Below are 18,072 nucleotides of genomic sequence, written 5' to 3'. Positions count from 1 at the left end.
CCGCCGACATTATGGTTTTCATGTCGTATAATTGCGGCAAGGCTTCTCGACCAGGACAGGGCCATCGCATGGTCAGGCATGGCAAGACGATTGTAATCGCCGGTGCCGGCAGTATCGGCTGCTACGCAGGCGGCTGCCTGATACTTGCCGGGCGGAAGGTGGTTCTGCTGGCGCGACCGCGCATCGAGCAGGCGCTGCAAAAAGGTGGATTGCGCATCACCGACCCTGATGGCCGCGACCGTTCCGTCAAGCCGGAGGCATTGTCGGTCACGGCCGATCCGGCCGCAGCATTGCCCGGTGCCGATGTCATCCTGGTAACGGTCAAGAGCGGCGCGACGCAAGACATGGCCGGGCTGGTGCGCGGCCGAGCAGGAGAGAAGCGGATCGCCCTGCCTGACGCCGGAAGCCGTCGTCGCGACCGTCAGATCGTAGCCCGCACAGGCGCCCAGTAACGGCCCTTGCCGGTGCGCTTGGCTTCGTAGAGCGCATGGTCGGAACAGGTGAGCAGGATTTCCGGATCGCCGCCGTCGGCGGGTGCGAAGGCGCTGCCGACACTCAAGCCGACATGGATGGCGGAACCGACCCCGAGGTCGAAGGGCACCGAGACCTTTTCGATGGCGCGCTTTGCCAGGTAGGTAGCCTCGATCTCCGAGGTTGCGGGCAAAACGATGACAAATTCGTCGCCGCCGATGCGGAAGACCACGTCCCCCGGACGGAAGCCGCGCTTCAAGCGTTCGGCCACCTTGCACAGCAGCACGTCGCCGACGGCGTGGCCAAAACGGTCGTTGACCTGCTTGAAGCCGTCGAGATCCATGCTGAGCACTGCAAACGGCTTGCCGCCATTGGCGGCCGGCGCCGCAAGGTCGCGGCACATGTCGCGCAATTTCTCCTGCAGGAAGATCCGGTTTGGCAGGCCGGTCAGCGCGTCCTTGATCGCCAGGTCGCGATTGTCCAGTTCGGCGCGGATCATGCGCGCGTTGATTGCGTGGTTCTGAAGAAGCACGATGATGACGCCGGCCACATAGAACGGCGTCTGAATTCCGACGATCGGCATTCCGGGCGCCGCAGAAAACAATGCACCGACGACGTAAGGCAGACTTACGGCCAACATGACGAATATGGCGAAGCGCGGGGTCGCCGCATTGCGTGACGACACCACGCCAACGACACCTGCGACATTCAAGGCGGCCAGTACGGAAAGCGCCATATTCCCGCTGGCAACACAGCCATAGCAGCCGAGGCCGAAAACAACCGACCAGATACCGCTGGCTGCCATCAGGCCCGCCAGCGGCCCTTTCGAGCCGCGCCTGCGGGCCTGCTCGCATTCCCGCATCAACAGAACACGGACGGTGAAAAGCATCAGGTCGGCTGCGATCCAGGCGTAGGGCCACCAATCCCCGGTGACAAATGCGGCGCTGACCGCAACCACCAGAACGCTGATGGTGCCGAACAGGACTGCGAATTTGCGATCGAAAGTGGTGTCGAGAAGCCGGGCGCGGACGGCTTCCGGTTCCAATCTCATCGGCGAAGAGAACCAGGCAAACAGGCGAGCGGCGGCGCTCCGCGTTTTGCGCAGCTCCTTGGTGGTCAGGGATAGGTCGCTTGCCAGTCGAGCGCTCCGTGCCGGTCGACACAGTCTTCGCCGGCATGCTGGGCGAGGGTGATTAACATTCGCTTAGAGCATCCGGCGCAAAACCGGGGTTTCGGAACTCCCCGTTCTGCCGCTCTCGCGGATCTGCCGCCGGCTCGCGGGTTTTAGCTTGCCGGCCCCGATTGTTTGCGGACCGCAGGCTGACGCGGCGGACCCGGCTCGGGATCGGTCTTCGCCGCGCGTGCCGGCTGCCCATGAGGGGTTTCGATCAGCGTGATCTTCTGCCAGATCTTTCGCGACAGGTTCGAAGCCAGGTTCTCGATGTCATTGACGCCGTCGATGACCACGGCGTCATTCACCGATTGCGCGAACAGCGCGGCGATCTTGCCGGTGATCGACAGCATTTCGGAGCAATAGTCGAGATAGCGGGCAAGGTCGGCGGCGTTGGTGATGCGGGCTGGCGAATGCGCAGTCGGCTTGAAACTGGCTGACAGTGCTGCCGGATCCTTGGTCAGCTGGTGCATGTCAATGACGTGGATCAGCGACCGCAGCCCGTGGAGCTGGTGAAACACCCGCTTGCGCTTGATCCGCTCCTCGGAGCGGATCAGGGCCAGGAAGCCCAGCACGGCGAGGATGATCATGTTGAGGGAGGCTTCGATGCCTTGCACGGATTGGAAGGCATCGTGGTTTCCAGAAATGCGGCCAAGCGGCAGGATTGTGCCGACGAACAGGAACATCAGCGCTCCGACGGCGAAGGCGGCGATGATGAGGCCGCGCAGCCACCAGATCGGCGCCTCCAGCGCCTTGGCTGCTTTTGCCAGATCGCGCGACAGCGACACGAGCTCGGAGGCAACGCCGCGCAAGCCTGCATCGGGAAAGCGCTCGGCGACGCGCTCTTCCAGCCGTTCGGCGGTTTCCAGGATCAGTTTCGGATCAAGCGAGCGGTAGCGCATGACGAAATGTCCGATCGGCGCTCAGGGTTCGGCCGGTGCGTTGGTGCGCTTGCCGTAGCGGTTGGGGCCGGGGTCACTTTTGAAAAAAGCCAGGATAAAAAGCAGGACAAAGCCGATAATGAGAGAGACCAATGCGTAATAGGTAGGCTTGCCGAAATCATGGAACCGCTTCGCCGTTAGCACAAAGGTCGACCATGTCGAGACGAACATACCGATCCATAAGGCGAGCGCCCAGTACTGGCTCGCGGCAGTGCCTAACGGCGTTCGTGCGAATTGGTAGAGCAGAAAGAGTTGAACGATGACCGGCAAGAGGCCAGCCAAAACGTAAGCGCTCGGATTCACTCGCCCGGAAAGGCTGAAGAAAAGCCACAGGAATTGAGGTTTGTCAGTCAACCCGGTGCATCCGTTCTTGGGAAGATCAATCGCGCAGCAATTCGTTGATCGAGGTCTTGGAACGGGTCCTGGCGTCGACCCGCTTGACGATGACGGCGCAGTAGAGGCTGGGGCCCGGCTCGTTGTTTGGAAAAGGCTTGCCCGGCAACGATCCGGCGACGACGACGGAATTAGGCGGCACTTCGCCGTAGAAGATCTCGCCGGTGGCGCGGTCGACGATCTTGGTCGACTGGCCGATGAAGACGCCCATGCCGAGCACCGAGCCCTCGCGCACGATGCAGCCTTCGACCACTTCGGAACGGGCGCCGATGAAGCAATTGTCCTCGATGATGGTTGGGCCGGCCTGCATCGGCTCCAGCACGCCGCCGATGCCGACGCCGCCCGACAGATGCACATTCTTGCCGATCTGGGCACAGGAGCCGACCGAAGCCCAGGTGTCGACCATGGTGCCGCTGTCGACATAGGCGCCGACATTGACGAAGGACGGCATCAGCACGGCGCCGGGCGCGACATAGGCGGAGCGGCGCACGATCGACGACGGCACGGCGCGGAAGCCGGCCTTCTCGAAATCGACGGCGCTCCAGCCATCGAATTTCGAGGGCACCTTGTCCCACCATACTGCCTGACCGGGACCGCCCTTTATGATCTCCATCGGGGTAAGCCGGAAGGATAGCAGCACCGCTTTCTTCAGCCACTGGTTGACGTGCCATTTGCCGTCGGTCTGCCGCTCGGCAACGCGGGCGACGCCCCGGTCGAGCAGGTCGAGCGCCGATTGGATGGCCTCGCGCGTCTCGCCGCGGGTTGCGGTCGAAATCGTGTCGCGTTCCTCGAAGGCGTTCTCGATAATCTCCTCGAGGCTCGCGAGATCGGGCTTCGACATGAATTCGCTCCATTACCAAGCTGTTAAGGGCCGGCGCCTTAACCTGTTTGAAAGTCGCGCGGACCCTATGTGAAGGCTTGGGGAGGGTCAATCGCGGCAGCGTCACGGGACGGCGCAAGTGAATGATTGGACGGGTAAAGCAAATATGACTCCCATGGAAAAGGCGGGATGGACGCCGCTGCCGCATTCGGACGAGGATCTGGAGCGGTCGAGAAGCGTGCCGGACACGCCGCAAACGCGCGCGGAGACATATCGGCTGGCCTGGAACGATCCCGATTTCATGACGCGGCGCGAGTTGCGAGCTGTCAGGCTGCAGCTCGAACTGCTGAAACCGGAGATGATCCTGGCCGAGCGCGGCATCCAATCGACCGTCATCCTGTTCGGCGGCGCCCGCATTCCCGAGCCCGGCGGCGAAGCCTGGGCGGCCAAGAACGAGACGCAGAAGAAGAACCTCGAGCAAAACAGCAAATATTACGAGGAGGCGCGCAAATTCGCCCGCCTCTGCTCACAGCAGTCGGCCACCTCGTATTATCGCGAATTCGTCGTGGTGACCGGCGGCGGGCCCGGCGTCATGGAGGCTGGCAATCGCGGCGCCGACGATGTTGGCGCCCCGTCGATCGGTCTCAATATCGTGCTGCCGCACGAGCAGGCGCCAAACGCCTACGTGACGCCGGAACTCTGCTTCAACTTCCACTATTTCGCGGTCCGCAAGATGCATTTCGTCATGCGTGCCAAGGCCGTTGCGGTATTTCCCGGCGGCTTCGGCACCATGGACGAGTTCTTCGAAACGCTGACCCTGATCCAGACCGGCCGCATGGAACGTGTGCCGGTTATTCTGTTCGGCAAGGCTTTCTGGGCAAAGGCGATCGACCTCGATTTCCTCGCCGAGCAAGGCACGATCACGCCCGGCGACCAGGATATCATCGATTTCGTCGACACCGCCGATGAGGCCTGGGGGATCGTCAGCCGTTTCTACAAGTTAGGGGAGTAGGGGAGTAAGGGAGTAAGGTAGTAAGGTAGTAGGGAATAGGTGATCGCAGCCGCCGCTTTTCAGGTCAATTTCCCCCTACTCCCCTACTCCCTTACGACTATCGCCGTGAGAAAGCCGGCGAGATCGTCGGTGACGAAGTCCACATCGTCCTCGTTGGCCGGGTCGCGTTCCCAGATTTCCGAGAAGGTCGGCTCGAAATTGCGCGGCACCACCAGCACCGTGGTCATGCCCAGCGATTTCGGCACCGACAGGTTGCGGGCGAGGTCTTCGAACATCACCGCATTTTGCCCGGTAACGGCGTGGAGTTCGGCAAATTTCTCGTAGGATTGCCGCGCCGGCTTGGGGTTCAGTCCGGCTGCGACGATATCGAAAATATCGTCGAAATGCTCGAGAATGCCCAACTGCCGCGCGGTGCGTTCGGCATGCCGGCGATCGCCGTTGGTGAAGATGAATTTACGGCCGGGAAGCTGGCGAATGGCGGTGCCGAGGACGGGATCTGGAACCAGCCAGGAATAATCGATGTCGTGGACCTTCTCGAGAAAATCATCGGGGTCGATGCCGTGGCGCGTCATCAATCCGTTCAGCGTCGTGCCGTATTCGCGGTAGAGCTCCTTTTGCAGCTTGCGTGCTTCCTCGCGCGGCAGCGTCAGCAATTCTCCGACGTAGGCGGTCATCTTCACATCGATCTGCGAGAATAGATTCGAATGGTGCGGATAAAGCGTGTTGTCGAGATCGAACACCCAGTCGGTGACATGGGCAAAGCGGGCGGGGTCGGGAAGTGTGGTCATACCGTCCTTATGGCACGAAACGATCTTTCTAACAGGAGGTTTATCCACAACCTATGCGCGCTCTGGGTGGTGAAAATGGCGCCATAATTAAAATCTTAAGCATCACCGAAAGGTGACATTCAGCGCTTTGCTGGAACCAACACGGACCAGTGGGAGCAAGCGATGAACCGCATATTTCTAAAATCTGCCGCCATCGCTTTCGCCTCTGTCGCGGTCTCGCTTTTGCTGACGCTGATCGTCGTGCCGGCAATGGGTTTTCCGATCAATCGCACCATCTGGCTGACATCCACCGTATGCCCGCTCGCGCTTGCCTGGGGCGTCGGCGCCTATACGTTCTGGCAGGGCGAAAGGTTGCAGACCGCGCATCGCGAGCTCGCCCGCGCCCATGCCCAACTAGCCGCCGCGCACAGGCGCTTGGCGGAAAAGGCGAGCCGCGACGACATGACCGGCATGCTCAACCGCGAAAGCTTCTTTGCCGCGCTCGACGGCTCCCGGCGTAAATTCGATCGCGGGGCATTGCTGATCATCGATGCCGATCATTTCAAGACCATCAACGACAGCTACGGCCATCTGATCGGCGACGATGCGTTGCTCCTGATCGCAAACGCGATAGAGCGTGGCGTGCGCAGCGGCGACGTGCTTGGACGCATCGGCGGCGAGGAATTCTGCGCCCTTCTGATCGGCGCCACCGAACCGAGGCCAGGCGCGTCGCCGAGCGCATCCGGCGTGAAGTCGAGCGTATCCGTTTCCGGCCCGTCGACGAACGAACGGTTCCGCTGACAGTCAGTATTGGCGGCATCACCTGCGGCAGGGACGCCGCAGTGTCGGAGCTGATGCGCGCCGCCGACCAGCGGCTTTACGAGGCCAAGCATCGCGGCCGCAATCTGTCGATCATCGACCGCGATATTTCCGAAGCCGCCTGAGCCTTGGCGGTCGCTAACAAGAACTGACCTTTCAGACCTTTGCCGGATCGAGCGCCGGCTCGCCTTTGCGGCGCGCCACGATCGCCGCAAGATCGGCGGTCTCGAAAGCATCACGCAGGGCGTCGAACGACGGCAGCACGAAATAGGCACGCTGGAACTTGTCGATCTCGTAGCCGGTGCGCATTACGGTTTCCAGGTCGAAGGGGACATGGTGCGCCTCGCCGCCTTCGACCGCGAACTGAAGCTCCGTGAAGGATGACATCAGCCCGGCGCCGAAAGCCTTCAGCGGCTGGCCCGGCTCGCGTATCAGCCCGTATTCGACGGTGTACCAGTAAAGCCTGGTGATCATCTCGTCGCCGCCGAGCGCAATCACGCCATCGGCCTTCTTGCCATACATCTGCATGAAGTCGGCAAAGACCGGCTGCGTCAGGATCGGCACGTGACCGAAGAAATCGTGGAACATGTCGGGCTCGACGATGTAGTCGAGCTCCTTTTGGGTTCGCAGCCAGTTGGTGACCGGGAACCGGCGGTTGGCGAGGTGGTCGAAGAACGGCTGGGCGGGGATGAGCCCCGGCACGGCGACGATCGCCCAGTCGGTGAGCTTGCGCAGCTTCTCGCTGACTTCACCGAAATCCGGGATCTTGTCGAGAAGGCCGAGCGCCGCAACGCCATCGAGATAGGAGTGATGGGCGAGCTTCCTGGTCAGCTTCGTCTGGCGGTCGCACAGCGTGCGCCACACCGCCTGTTCTTCGTCGCTATAATTGTAGCCCTGCGCCACGGTGAAATCGGCACGGCAGACCGAATAATCGCCGCGGAGGCCTCGCGCCGCGCATTCGCGGGCATAATCGGCAACGTTCATGGTCATGGCTGCTCTCCCTGGAAATCATGATCAGCGAATTGTCGGCAATTTTAGCCGGATCGCGCGAGGCAAATCAGCTTTGATGGTGGCTCAAATGCGGGGTTGGAGGTAAAAGACTCCACGATCAAGCTTTGGGAGAGTGAAAATGCCTCAGTTTGACGAATTCGAGATCAAGATGCTCGACATCCTGCAGCGCGACGGGCGCAAGCCGGTATCCGAACTGGCGCAGCAGATCGGCCTGTCGACGACACCTTGCGCGCGGCGCTTCGAAGCTCTTCAGCAGGCGGGCATCATCAAGCGCTTCGCCGCGGTGCTCAGCCGTCGCGCCGTCGGGCTGATGGTCGAGGTGTTCATCCAGGTGCGCCTGACCAGCCACAGCGACGGCTCGCCCGAGAGCTTCATCGCCGCCGTCCAGCGCATGGACGAGGTGTCCTCATGCTGGACCATGACCGGCGACCATGATTTCCTGCTGCATGTCATGGTGCCGTCGGTCGACGAGCTCAATGCCTTCGTCATGCACCGGCTGATGCGGCTCGAAGGCGTGCGCGACGTCCACACCCAGCTTGTGCTGCAGAACATCAAGGGGCCTGGCCATGTCCCGCTTGCGCATCTCAGACGATAGGTAGTTCTGCGGAAAAGCTGCACACAAACTGCTGAAGCTGGCCAATCTCCAGAGCTAGATCGCCGACTACGACATGCGGACCGCCATTGCATAAGGCCCGCCATGAAAATCGTCCTGATCAACCCGCCGCATTCCGCCATCGGCAGCCGTGTGCCGGACGACCATCTGCCGCCGCTCGGTTTGCTGGCACTGGGCGGCCCGCTGATCGACGCGGGACATCAAGTGCGGCTTGTGGACGCCGAATTCGGGCCGATGCCGCTTGCCACGCTGGTCCGGGACGCCTTGAGCGACCATCCCGACTGCATTCTGATCGGCCATTCCGGCTCGACCTCTGCACATCCGACAGCCCTGCTGATCGCCGGCATGGTCAAGGACATCGATCCAGCGACAATCCTGATCTACGGCGGCGTGTTTCCGACCTATCACTGGCGCGACATACTGGCCGAAACGGATGCCTTCGACTTCATCGTGCGCGGCGAGGGCGAGGCGACCATCGTCGCGCTGATCGAAGCGCTGGAGAAACGCAAGCCGCTGTCGGACGTGGCGGGCATCGCCTTTCCTGACGATTTGCGCCGGCCCTTTGCCACCTGCCCGGCACTGACGATCGCCAACCTAGACGACTACCGCATCGGCTGGGAACTGATCGACTTCAGTCGCTACAGCTATTGGGGCGGCAAGCGCGCAGTGGTCATGCAGTTCTCGCGAGGCTGTCCGCATCTGTGCAACTATTGTGGCCAGCGCGGCTTCTGGACGCGCTGGCGTCACCGCGACCCCGTGAAGTTCGCGCGGGAGATTGCCTGGCTATACCGCGAGCATGGCGTCGAGCTGATCAACCTTGCCGACGAGAACCCGACCTCGTCCAAAAAAGCCTGGCGCGCCTTTCTCGATGCGATGATCGCTGAGAACGTGCCGGTGCTGATCGTCGGCTCCACCCGCGCCGACGACATCGTCCGCGACGCCGGCAGCCTGCATCTCTATCGCAAGGCCGGCATCATCCGCTGGCTGCTTGGCATGGAAAATACCGACGAGCAGACGCTCCAGTTGATCCGCAAGGGCGGCAGCACCTCATCCGATCGCGAGGCGATACGGCTGCTGCGCCGCAACGGCATTCTGTCGATGGCAACCTGGGTGGCCGGTTTCGAGGACGAAGGCTTTCGCGACCTCTGGCGAGGCTTCCGCCAGCTGATCGCCTACGATCCCGACCAGATCCAGGCGCTCTATGTGACGCCGCATCGCTGGACGCCGTTCTTCAGGATTGCCAGGGACCGCAAGGTGATCCAGCTGGACGCCCGCCTGTGGGACTACAAGCACCAGGTGCTGCAGATGACCCGCCTCCAGCCGTGGATGTTGTTCTTCGCCGTTAAGCTGATCGAATTGGCCGTGCAGTCGCGGCCCAAGGCGCTGGTGCGTATCCTGTTCCACAAGGATCCGGAGCAACGGCATTCGATGCGCTGGTACACCAAAATGGGCCGCCGCGTCTGGTTCCGCGAAGTCTGGGGCTTTCTGGTCCGCGACCGCCGCCTGAAAAATGGCCCGACGCTCGCCGAATTCTGGGGCGCGCCGCAAGACGAGGAAGAGGAATCGATGGTTGTCGAACGCCTGCCGCGTCAGTCCGTGACTGCTATTTCGCCAAACGCTTGAGTCCCTCAGACACCCGGCCTCACGGCACGATCAGCGTGCCGGCGCCGTGTTCGGTAAACAGCTCGAGCAGCACCGCATGCGGCGTCTTGCCGTTAAGGATGACGACGCCTGCGACGCCGCGCTCGATCGCCTCGATGCAGGTCTCGACTTTGGGGATCATGCCGCCCGAGACCGTGCCGTCCTTGATCAGGCCCTTGGCCTCGGCCACGGTCAGCTCGTCGATCAGCTTCTTGTTCTTGTCGAGCACGCCGGGCACATCGGTGAGGAACAGCAGGCGCGTCGCCTGGCAGGCGCCGGCGATGGCGCCGGCAAAAGTGTCGGCGTTGATGTTGTAGGTATGGCCGTCGCGGCCGGGCGCCACCGGCGCCAGCACCGGGATCATTTCGGATCGTGCCAGGAGGTCGAGCAATGTACGGTCGACCTCGACAGGCTCACCAACGAAGCCCAGGTCGAGCACCCGCTCGATGTTGGAATCCGGATCGATCATGGTCTTGCGCGCCTTTTCGGCAAACACCATGTTGCCGTCCTTGCCGCACAGGCCGATCGCCCACTCGCCCTCGGCATTGATCAGCGCGACGATCTCCTTGTTGATCGAACCGGCCAACACCATCTCGACAATCTCGACGGTCTTCTGGTCGGTGACACGCAAGCCGCCCTCGAATTTGGATTCGATGCCCATCTTGCTGAGCATGGCGCCGATCTGCGGCCCGCCGCCATGCACGACGATCGGGTTGACGCCGGATTGCTTGAGCAGTGCGATGTCGCGGGCGAAAGCCTTGCCGAGCGCGATGTCGCCCATCGCGTGGCCGCCATATTTCACCACGACCGTCTTGTTCTCGTAGCGCTGCATATAGGGCAGCGCCCTTGAAAGCAACGCGGCCTGCATTTCGGCGGTGGCGGCGACATCCGTCATCGGCGTGGTTCCCAGCTTGGCATGAACGGCGGCGTCTTAGCGGGAATTGGGCGAGGGGGCAAACGGCTTTGCTGTCATGATCGGTCAAATCGGTACTACTATTTGTTTGACCATGATCTTGTCCGAAAACCGGTTCCCACCTTTCGGGATCATGGTCTATGCCGGCACCTGCAGCGGCGCGCGCCGTCCCAGCCATCCGGAGATCTTTTCCATCTGCGCGGCGAACGACAAAAGCGTTTCCTCATCGCCGGGGCGGCCGGCGGCCTGGACGCCGAGCGGCAGGCCGGCATCGGTGACGTAGACCGGAAGCGTGATCGACGGTTGCCCGCTGACGTTCTGGATCGCCGGCCAGTGGGTGAACCAAAGGCTCTTGTCCATCAGCTGGCCGAATAGCGGCTTGAACTTCAGCAGGCCGGCCAGGCGCAGTCTGTCCAGGACATTCTCGATGAATTCGTCGGCGCCTTTCGGGTCCATGGTGCCGCAGGCGAGCGGCGGGTGCGCGATGACAGGCATCAGCACTGCATCATAATGCGCGGTTTCGGTGATAAGCCGGCGCGAGGTTGCGTGCAGCCGCTGCAGGCCGGCATAGATTTCGCCGGCCGAGAGGATTTCACCGAACCGGCTCATCACGCGCGTGGCGCGTTCGATGTCGCCTGAGATGGAGCGGCCGACGCGCAAGGCCTCGCCACGCATCGTACCGGCCACCGCCGCGGCGACGGTTCTGGAGAAATCGGCGATGAAATCGCGATCGATATAGGGCAGGTCGATCTCCTCGACGCTGTGTCCGCCTTCGCGCGCCAGCGCAATCGCCGCATCCAGAGCTTTCAACGTCTCTTCCGATATCGGCAGGCCGAGCGGCGATTTTCGATAGAAGGCGAGCTTGAGCTTGCCCGGATCGCGCCCGGCCGCCGCGGCGAAACTGCCGTTCGGCGACGGTGCCGCGTAGGGCGACAGCGGGTCGGGCCCGTGGGTCAGGTCGAGCAGCAGGGCCGTATCGCGCACCGAGCGGGCCAACGCATGGTCGACGACGAAGCCGTACCAGCTTTCGGTGACGAGCGGCGTCAAGGGCACACGGCCGCGCGAGGTTTTCAGCCCGACCAGCCCGGTGCAGGCTGCAGGCACCCTGATCGAGCCGCCGCCATCCGAGGCATGCGCCACCGGCACGATGCCGGCCGCGACCAGCGCAGCCGCACCGCCCGAGGAACCGCCGGTCGTGTGCGCGGTGTCCCATGGGTTGCGGGTGACGCCGTAAGCCACCGACTCGGTCACCAGCCTCAACCCGTGTTCGGGTGCGGTGCTGGTGGCGATCGGGATCAGGCCGGCGGCCAGATAGCGATCCGTCATGACCGAGTTGAAATCGGGGGTGTAAGCCGGAATGCGGCTGCCGCCATGCGTCGGCACGCCCTTCATGGCGATGCCGAGGTCCTTCAAGGCAAAGGGCACTCCGGCAAGCGGCAGCTTGTGGTCGACGGTTCTCGCTCGCGCCCGCGCCGCCTCAAAAAGCGGTTCGGCGATGGCGTTGATCTCCGGCCGGGTGGCCTCGGCCCGGGCGATCGCCGCATCGACGAGATCTTGCGGTGTGATCTCTCCCTTGTGCACGAGTGCGGCCTGGCCGGTCGCGTCATGCTCCCACAGAACCCGCTCGATCGACATGGTCGCCCTCCCGCTCATGGCAAGCTAGCGGGCGGCGATTTCATTGGCAATCGAGGCTGGCGCTGCCGGTGCGCAAGACCATTTCAGTCGTTGCAAATACATTGCAATCGCCTAATTTGGCGGCCGATGACGCCGCAGGACATCAGCAACCTGATTGTCCGGACTTCGATGAAGGACCGGGCTGCGTTCGATCTGCTGTACCGGCAGACCAGCGCGAAACTTTTCGGCGTCTGCCTTCGTGTATTGAAGGATCGGGGAGATGCAGAAGAGGCGCTTCAAGAGGTCTTCGTCAAGATATGGACGAAGGCGGACCGTTTCGCAGTTTCGGATCTGAGCCCGATCTCCTGGCTGGTGGCCATTGCGCGCAATCATGCGATCGATCGGATCAGGGCGCGGCGAGAGCCTGCCGCCTATATCGATGCCGCGCTCGACGTGGCCGATCCGGCGCCGGGGCCGGAGGCCATGGCCGTGGCGGGCGGTGAGTCCGGACGCATCTACCATTGTCTCGAGGAATTGGAGAAGGACCGGGCGGCGGCCGTCCGGGGCGCCTATCTGGATGGCAAAAGCTATGCCGAACTGGCGGAGCGCTGTGGCGTACCGCTGAACACGATGCGGACCTGGCTGCGTCGCAGCTTGTTGAAACTGAGAGAATGCCTGGAAAGATGACGCTGGCTGACGACAATGGACCGGAACGTGGGGGCGACGACCTGTTCGCCGCCGAATACGTTCTTGGCGTTCTGGCCGCCGATGAACGGGAGATCGCGTCGCGCCGCATCGATGCGGACGCCGCCTTCGCACGCCTTGTCGATGCCTGGGAGGCGCATCTTTCGCCGATGGCGGCCGCCTATCCGGAGACAGAGCCTCCGATCAGGGGTCAAGGAAGCATTGGACCGCCGGCTGTTCGCTGCAGAGCCGCGCGCCGGCCTCTGGTCGAGCCTTGGCTTCTGGCGCGGTGTTGCCGCCGCCGCCATTGCGGCGCTGGCGATCTACATCGCCGTGCCCTACTTCCGCCCGCCCACCGAACCGCCGCAGGCGCGGCTTGTCGCCTCGCTGGCGGCCGAAGGCAGCGACGTCAAATATCTCGTCATCTACGATGCCGCCCGTCACGAGGTCGGTCTTTCCCACGTTTCCGGCGAGCGGGCCGCCGGCAAGGACTTCGAGTTGTGGATGATCGAAGGCAAGAATGCGCCGGTGTCGATGGGCGCCATCCCGGCCGGTGCGACAGCGCATCTGGCCATCCCGCCCGCCGTCCAGGAGAAATTGGCGCAAGGCGCCGTGCTTGCGGTCAGCGTTGAGCCTGCCGGCGGTTCACCGACCGGCCAGCCGACTGGACCGGTGGTCGCAGCGGGCGATCTGAAGAGCATCTGACCGCTTCTCATCTCTGGAAGCAGACCTGAAATCTATCTCCCGCGATTTAAACGCCTGCAAAGCGTGTTGGCGGCTGTCGATCCGCGCCGGACAAATTGCAGCGACGCAATATTTTTGCGGAGAGGACGAAACTCCGGCATTTCTATCGCGTATCTCCTTGCGTTCCCGAATGAGGGGAATGATAACCCGAGGAGATTGAAATCATGCGTAAATTCGCCACCCTTTTGCTTGCCGGCACGGTCGCCATTTCTGCGCTCGTCACCATTGCCTATGCCCAAAATCCGATGGTCGGCGGCGCCGCCATGTATGCCCAGAAAAACATCGTCGAAAATGCGGTCAACTCGAAGGACCACACGACGCTGGTCGCTGCCGTCAAGGCTGGCGGCCTGGTCGACACGCTACAGAGCGCCGGCCCTTTCACCGTATTCGCGCCGACCAACGAGGCCTTTGCGGCACTTCCGGCCGGCACGGTGGAGACGCTGCTCAAGCCTGAAAACAAGGACAAGCTCGTCAAGATACTGACTTGCCATGTCATCGGCGCCAAGGCGATGGCCGCCGACGTCGCCAAGATGGTCAAGGATGACGGCGGCACCCATAAGGTCAAGACGGTCGGTGGTTGCGAACTGTCGCTCAAGGCCGACGGCGGCAAGGTCACCGTGACCGACGAAAATGGCAACGTCGCCAATGTGACGATCGCCGATGTCGAGCAGTCCAACGGCGTCATCCACGTCGTCGACAAGGTTCTCCTGCCGAAGATGTAACAAACGCACGCTGCCGGCGAAGATATCGCTAAGGGCCTCCCTGCGCACGCTCCGCGCCGTTCACGCAAGATGTGGACAGGCGCGGAGTCCCGCTTTGAGGACAGCGATCGTCACCGGCTTTTGATTTCCGTGTGGCGGTCGAATTTGGCACAAGCAGCAACAGGAGGAAATGGCCATGAACCGTCGCGAGCTTCTTTTGAGTGGTGCGGCAGCCATTGGCGTTGTCGCAGGCGCCACCGCGCTGCGCATGGGCGGAGCCCAGGATGCACGCGCGGCCGAGACTTTCGAGGTTACCAAGACCGAAGCCGAGTGGCGGGCCATCCTGTCCGACGCGGCCTTCAATGTGCTACGCAAGGAGGGCACGGAATATCCGGGCACCAGTCCGCTGCTCAACGAGCACCGCAAAGGCATCTTCGCTTGCGCCGGCTGCGACCTGCCGGTCTATTCGTCTGAAACCAAGTTCGATTCCGGCACAGGCTGGCCGAGCTTCTGGCAGGAAATCCCGAATTCCATCGGCAAGACCGTGGACAGGTCGTTGGGCATGACCCGCACCGAGGTCCATTGTCGCCGCTGCGGCGGCCATCTCGGCCACGTCTTCGACGACGGCCCGCCGCCTACCGGGTTGCGACACTGCATCAATGGCGTCGCCTTGACCTTCAAGCCGGCGACGGCCTGAGGACGGTTGCGCCCCTGACTTTGTCCGAGCGCGAGCGGACTCGTAATGGTTGATTTTGCGCATGACCCCGAAAATCGCTTTTCGGGGTCATGCGCGAGGGCGCCAGGCGGGGGATCCAGCGCGCCTCAATGGCCTCCGCCACCGCCGCCCTGAGCGGCTGGCTTGCGGATCACCAGGGTGAAGAGCCCAAGCGTCGCGAACAAAACCGTCAGCATGAAGAATACGTCCATGAACGACAGCAGCGACGCCTGCTGCTGGACCATGCCTGACAGTTTGGAGATGGCCGCCTTGGAGGCGTCGAGCCCGGCGGTCTGCTCGAAGTTGACCGTCATGTTCTGCAGCTTCTGCTGCGCAGCGGCACTTCCCCATTGCACGTGCTCGGAGAGCCTGGCGTAGTGGAAGGCATTGCGGTCGATCAGCACGGTGTTGATGACGGCCAGGCCGACGGCGCCGCCGAGATTGCGGGTCAGGTTGAACAGGCCAGACGCATTCTTCAGCCGCTCCGGCGGCAAGGTTCCGAGCGCAATGTTGTTGATCGGCACCATGCACAGCATCATCGAGCAGCCGCGCAGGATCTGCGGGATCAGCAGTTCATAGAAATCCCAGTCGGCGGTGAGATGCGTCATCCACCAGGTCCCGGTGGCGAAGCCGAAGAAGCCGATCATCATCATGATGCGCGGGTCCATCTTGTTCGACAGGATGCCGGAGATCGGCGCGGTGAAGAACATGGCCAGGCCGCTGACGAACAGCGCCTCGCCGATCATCATCGAATCGTAGCCGCGGATGCGCCCCAGAAACACCGGATAAAGATAGGTCAGACCGTAGAGGCCGATTCCGACGACGAAGGAGAACAGCGAGCCGAAGGCAAAATTGATATTGCTGAAGGCCCTCAGATCGACAATCGGCTCCTCGGCGGTGAACACGCGCCAGAAGAACAGCACCGCGCCGAAGGTCATGATGATGGCGCAGACGAGCACCGCCTGATCCTGCAGCCAGTCGTTGTTGGGGCCTTCCTCCAGCACATATTCCATGCAGCCCAGGAAGGCGGCCATGCCGGCAAGCCCCCACCAGTCGAACTTGCTGAACAGCTTGAGATTGGGTTTGTCGAAGTCGATCAGCGACCAGGCGGCCGTCGTCACCAGAATGCCGGGCACGACGTTGACCAGGAACAGCCAGTGCCAGGACATGGCGTGGCTGATATAGCCGCCGACGGTCGGGCCGATAGTCGGCGCCAAGGTCGCCACCAGGCCGATCATCGGCGAGACGACGGCACGGCGCGACGGTGGGAAGATGGTGAAGGCGGCTGCAAAGACGCTCGGGATCATGCCGCCACCGATGAAGCCCTGCACGGCGCGGTAGACGATCATCTGGTCGATATTGGTTGCGGTCGCGGCCAGCGCGCTGGCCGCGGTGAACCCTGCCGCCGAGATCGTGAACAGCACGCGCGTCGACAGCATCCGGCTGAGGAAACCCGACAGCGGGATCATCACCACCTCGGCAATCAGATAGGCCGTCTGCACCCACGGAATCTCGTCCGAACTGGCACTCAGGCCCGCCTGGATCTCGGCCAGCGAGGCCGAGACGATCTGGATGTCCAGGATGGCCATGAACATGCCGAACACCATTGCCAGGAAGGCGATGACGCGGCGTGTCGAGATGTGGTCAACCGGCACCGGCATGGCTGGCGCCGGTGTCGATCCTGCAGTCAGGGTTGCGGTCGCCATGACCTTTGCTCCCGGTTCCGCTTTACTTCGATGCCGAAGGCGCGGTGCGGCTGTCGACGGCGACGACGACGCTCAGGCCGGCGCGCAGCTTGCCCGTCTTCAGCACATCCGCGGGCACATCGATGCGAACCGGAACGCGCTGCACCACCTTGGTGAAATTGCCTGTGGCATTCTCCGGCGGCAGCAGCGAGAACACTGCTCCCGAAGCCGGCGCCAGCGACGACACGGTACCCTCGATGTCCTGGCCGTCGATCGCGTCGACCGACACTCTGACCTTTTCACCAGGCACCAGCCGGGCAAGCTGGGTCTCCTTGAAGTTGGCGACGATGTAGAGCTTGTCCATTGGTACGATGACGGCGAGCTTCTGTCCGGGGCTGATCAGGTCGCCCTGCTCGACCGAGCGGTTGCCGACCACGCCGTCATAGGGTGCGCGCAACACGGTGAAGGACAGATCCCGCACCGCCTTGTCATGGGCAAGTTGCAGCGAGGCCAGCGTGCTGGCCGATTCCGCGCGCTGCGCCTGGAGCACGCCGATATTGGCTTGAGCCGCCGCGATCTGTGCGTCGGCGCCGGCAAGCGCGGCATTGGCTTGCTCGACCGCCGTCTGGGCATCGTCCAGCTGGGCCTGGGTGCCGACGCGAGTCTTGAGCAACTGGGCGGCACGAACCTGAGCCCGCTTGGCATTGTCGGCCGCGGCCTGGTCGGCGGTCTTCTGCGCCTGTGCCTGCTTGAGCGAGGCGCGCGCCGCGTCGGTCTGGGCATCGATGCGGTCGAGCGTCTTGCTCAACGTGGCGATCTGCGCCTCGGCCTGGGCAACGGCTATCTTGTAGTCACCGTCATCGACGATCAGCAGCGGGTCGCCGGCCTTCACCTGCTGGTTCTCGGTCACTTTGACCTGATCGACATAGCCCGAGATTTTTGGCGAGATGAACGCCGTGTCGGCCTGGACATAGGCGTCGTCGGTCGTGATCATGAAGCGCCCGTCGGTCCAGTAATTATAGCCATACCAGGCGCCGGCGCCCAGCAGGGCCAGGCCAATAGTGGGCAGCAACATCGAGCGCATCGAGCGCTTCTTTTTGGCGGGAGCCAGCGGGGTGACGTCGGCGGGCTTGAGAGGGGCTTCCGGCGCTTCGATCGCAGGCTGGACCTTGGCGTTGGGGAAAGGGCGGACTTCGGCACTGGTGGGCGCGTTCGAGGACATGATATCTCTCTAAATTAACTGGCGCTGAACTTCATCAGACTGAACCGTTCGGTTCGATCTCGACGTTGACTTAGCGCTTAAAGAGGACCATATCAAGAGCAATCGAACCGGATGGTTCGAATTATTTTACGAGGT

At 62.6% G+C, this 18,072-nt stretch carries 17 protein-coding genes and 2 pseudogenes; 9 read left to right on the top strand and 10 right to left on the bottom strand.

Annotation, left to right across the window (positions count from 1 at the left end):
• Window positions 1–68 precede the first annotated feature (68 nt).
• On the top strand, window positions 69–452 hold the full coding sequence (locus tag NKJ46_RS07310; protein WP_352663601.1) for a 2-dehydropantoate 2-reductase N-terminal domain-containing protein: 384 nt from the start codon (window positions 69–71) through the stop codon (window positions 450–452).
• Here NKJ46_RS07310 and NKJ46_RS07305 read toward each other — a convergent pair.
• The 4 genes from NKJ46_RS07305 to dapD form a co-directional block, all read right to left on the bottom strand.
• Window positions 422–1,522, bottom strand: a complete 1,101-nt coding sequence (locus tag NKJ46_RS07305) for a diguanylate cyclase domain-containing protein (RefSeq protein ID WP_352663599.1) — start codon at window positions 1,520–1,522, stop codon at window positions 422–424. The genes NKJ46_RS07310 and NKJ46_RS07305 overlap by 31 nt on opposite strands.
• 233 nt (window positions 1,523–1,755) lie before the next feature.
• Complete coding sequence (locus NKJ46_RS07300) at window positions 1,756–2,544, bottom strand: hypothetical protein (protein WP_352663597.1); 789 nt, start codon at window positions 2,542–2,544, stop codon at window positions 1,756–1,758.
• A 21-nt stretch (window positions 2,545–2,565) separates the two neighbouring features.
• Window positions 2,566–2,937 (bottom strand): DUF805 domain-containing protein, encoded by a 372-nt coding sequence (locus NKJ46_RS07295; RefSeq protein ID WP_352663595.1) that lies wholly within the window; start codon window positions 2,935–2,937, stop codon window positions 2,566–2,568.
• 25 nt (window positions 2,938–2,962) lie between these two features.
• A complete protein-coding gene (gene dapD / locus NKJ46_RS07290) occupies window positions 2,963–3,817 on the bottom strand; it encodes a 2,3,4,5-tetrahydropyridine-2,6-dicarboxylate N-succinyltransferase (protein ID WP_352663593.1) in 855 nt (284 codons plus the stop codon).
• Between the two features lie 145 nt (window positions 3,818–3,962).
• Between dapD and NKJ46_RS07285 the strand changes: the two genes are divergently transcribed.
• Window positions 3,963–4,808 carry an LOG family protein gene (locus tag NKJ46_RS07285; RefSeq protein WP_352663591.1) on the top strand — a complete coding sequence of 282 codons (846 nt, stop codon included), beginning with the start codon at window positions 3,963–3,965 and terminating at the stop codon, window positions 4,806–4,808.
• Between the two features lie 83 nt (window positions 4,809–4,891).
• Here NKJ46_RS07285 and NKJ46_RS07280 read toward each other — a convergent pair whose 3' ends face one another.
• The gene (locus NKJ46_RS07280) at window positions 4,892–5,596 is read right to left on the bottom strand and encodes a pyrimidine 5'-nucleotidase (RefSeq protein WP_352663589.1); all 705 of its coding nucleotides are present in this window, start codon (window positions 5,594–5,596) and stop codon (window positions 4,892–4,894) included.
• A gap of 162 nt (window positions 5,597–5,758) precedes the next feature.
• On the opposite strand from NKJ46_RS07280, the pseudogene NKJ46_RS07275 reads away from it, so the two are divergent.
• Window positions 5,759–6,519, top strand: a pseudogene (locus tag NKJ46_RS07275) (GGDEF domain-containing protein).
• A gap of 31 nt (window positions 6,520–6,550) precedes the next feature.
• Here NKJ46_RS07275 and phhA read toward each other — a convergent pair.
• The gene (gene phhA / locus NKJ46_RS07270) at window positions 6,551–7,384 is read right to left on the bottom strand and encodes a phenylalanine 4-monooxygenase (RefSeq protein ID WP_352663587.1); all 834 of its coding nucleotides are present in this window, start codon (window positions 7,382–7,384) and stop codon (window positions 6,551–6,553) included.
• Between the two features lie 139 nt (window positions 7,385–7,523).
• Here phhA and NKJ46_RS07265 point away from each other — a divergent pair, with 139 nt between their 5' ends.
• Complete coding sequence (locus NKJ46_RS07265; protein WP_292655879.1) at window positions 7,524–8,000, top strand: Lrp/AsnC family transcriptional regulator; 477 nt, start codon at window positions 7,524–7,526, stop codon at window positions 7,998–8,000.
• 102 nt (window positions 8,001–8,102) lie between these two features.
• On the top strand, window positions 8,103–9,641 hold the full coding sequence (gene bchE / locus NKJ46_RS07260) for a magnesium-protoporphyrin IX monomethyl ester anaerobic oxidative cyclase (RefSeq protein ID WP_352663585.1): 1,539 nt from the start codon (window positions 8,103–8,105) through the stop codon (window positions 9,639–9,641).
• A 19-nt stretch (window positions 9,642–9,660) separates the two neighbouring features.
• On the opposite strand, the gene argB is transcribed toward bchE, so the two are convergent.
• Together argB and NKJ46_RS07250 are read right to left on the bottom strand one after the other, a co-directional pair.
• Window positions 9,661–10,554, bottom strand: a complete 894-nt coding sequence (gene argB / locus NKJ46_RS07255) for an acetylglutamate kinase (protein ID WP_352663583.1) — start codon at window positions 10,552–10,554, stop codon at window positions 9,661–9,663.
• A gap of 156 nt (window positions 10,555–10,710) precedes the next feature.
• Window positions 10,711–12,207, bottom strand: coding sequence for an amidase (locus NKJ46_RS07250; protein WP_352663581.1), 1,497 nt, complete (start codon window positions 12,205–12,207; stop codon window positions 10,711–10,713).
• Window positions 12,208–12,333: 126 nt separating this feature from the next.
• Between NKJ46_RS07250 and NKJ46_RS07245 the strand changes: the two genes are divergently transcribed.
• The 4 genes and pseudogenes from NKJ46_RS07245 to msrB all read left to right on the top strand — a co-directional run bounded on the left by NKJ46_RS07245 (window position 12,334) and on the right by msrB (window position 15,012).
• A complete protein-coding gene (locus tag NKJ46_RS07245; protein WP_352663579.1) occupies window positions 12,334–12,873 on the top strand; it encodes a sigma-70 family RNA polymerase sigma factor in 540 nt (179 codons plus the stop codon).
• Window positions 12,870–13,575: pseudogene (locus NKJ46_RS07240) on the top strand (anti-sigma factor). Before NKJ46_RS07245 ends, NKJ46_RS07240 begins: the two are co-directional and overlap by 4 nt.
• A 203-nt stretch (window positions 13,576–13,778) precedes the next feature.
• Complete coding sequence (locus tag NKJ46_RS07235) at window positions 13,779–14,336, top strand: fasciclin domain-containing protein (RefSeq protein WP_352663577.1); 558 nt, start codon at window positions 13,779–13,781, stop codon at window positions 14,334–14,336.
• 175 nt (window positions 14,337–14,511) lie between these two features.
• Window positions 14,512–15,012, top strand: coding sequence for a peptide-methionine (R)-S-oxide reductase MsrB (gene msrB / locus NKJ46_RS07230; protein ID WP_352663575.1), 501 nt, complete (start codon window positions 14,512–14,514; stop codon window positions 15,010–15,012).
• Window positions 15,013–15,137: 125 nt separating this feature from the next.
• Here msrB and NKJ46_RS07225 read toward each other — a convergent pair whose 3' ends face one another.
• On the bottom strand, window positions 15,138–16,691 hold the full coding sequence (locus NKJ46_RS07225) for a DHA2 family efflux MFS transporter permease subunit (protein ID WP_352490571.1): 1,554 nt from the start codon (window positions 16,689–16,691) through the stop codon (window positions 15,138–15,140).
• Between the two features lie 67 nt (window positions 16,692–16,758).
• Window positions 16,759–17,937 (bottom strand): HlyD family secretion protein, encoded by a 1,179-nt coding sequence (locus tag NKJ46_RS07220; RefSeq protein ID WP_352663573.1) that lies wholly within the window; start codon window positions 17,935–17,937, stop codon window positions 16,759–16,761.
• Between the last annotated feature and the right edge of the window lie 135 nt (window positions 17,938–18,072).

Source organism: Mesorhizobium sp. M0166 (genome assembly GCF_040322255.1).
Taxonomy (GTDB): Bacteria; Pseudomonadota; Alphaproteobacteria; order Rhizobiales; family Rhizobiaceae; genus Mesorhizobium.
This window is presented reverse-complemented; position numbering and strand designations above follow the sequence as displayed.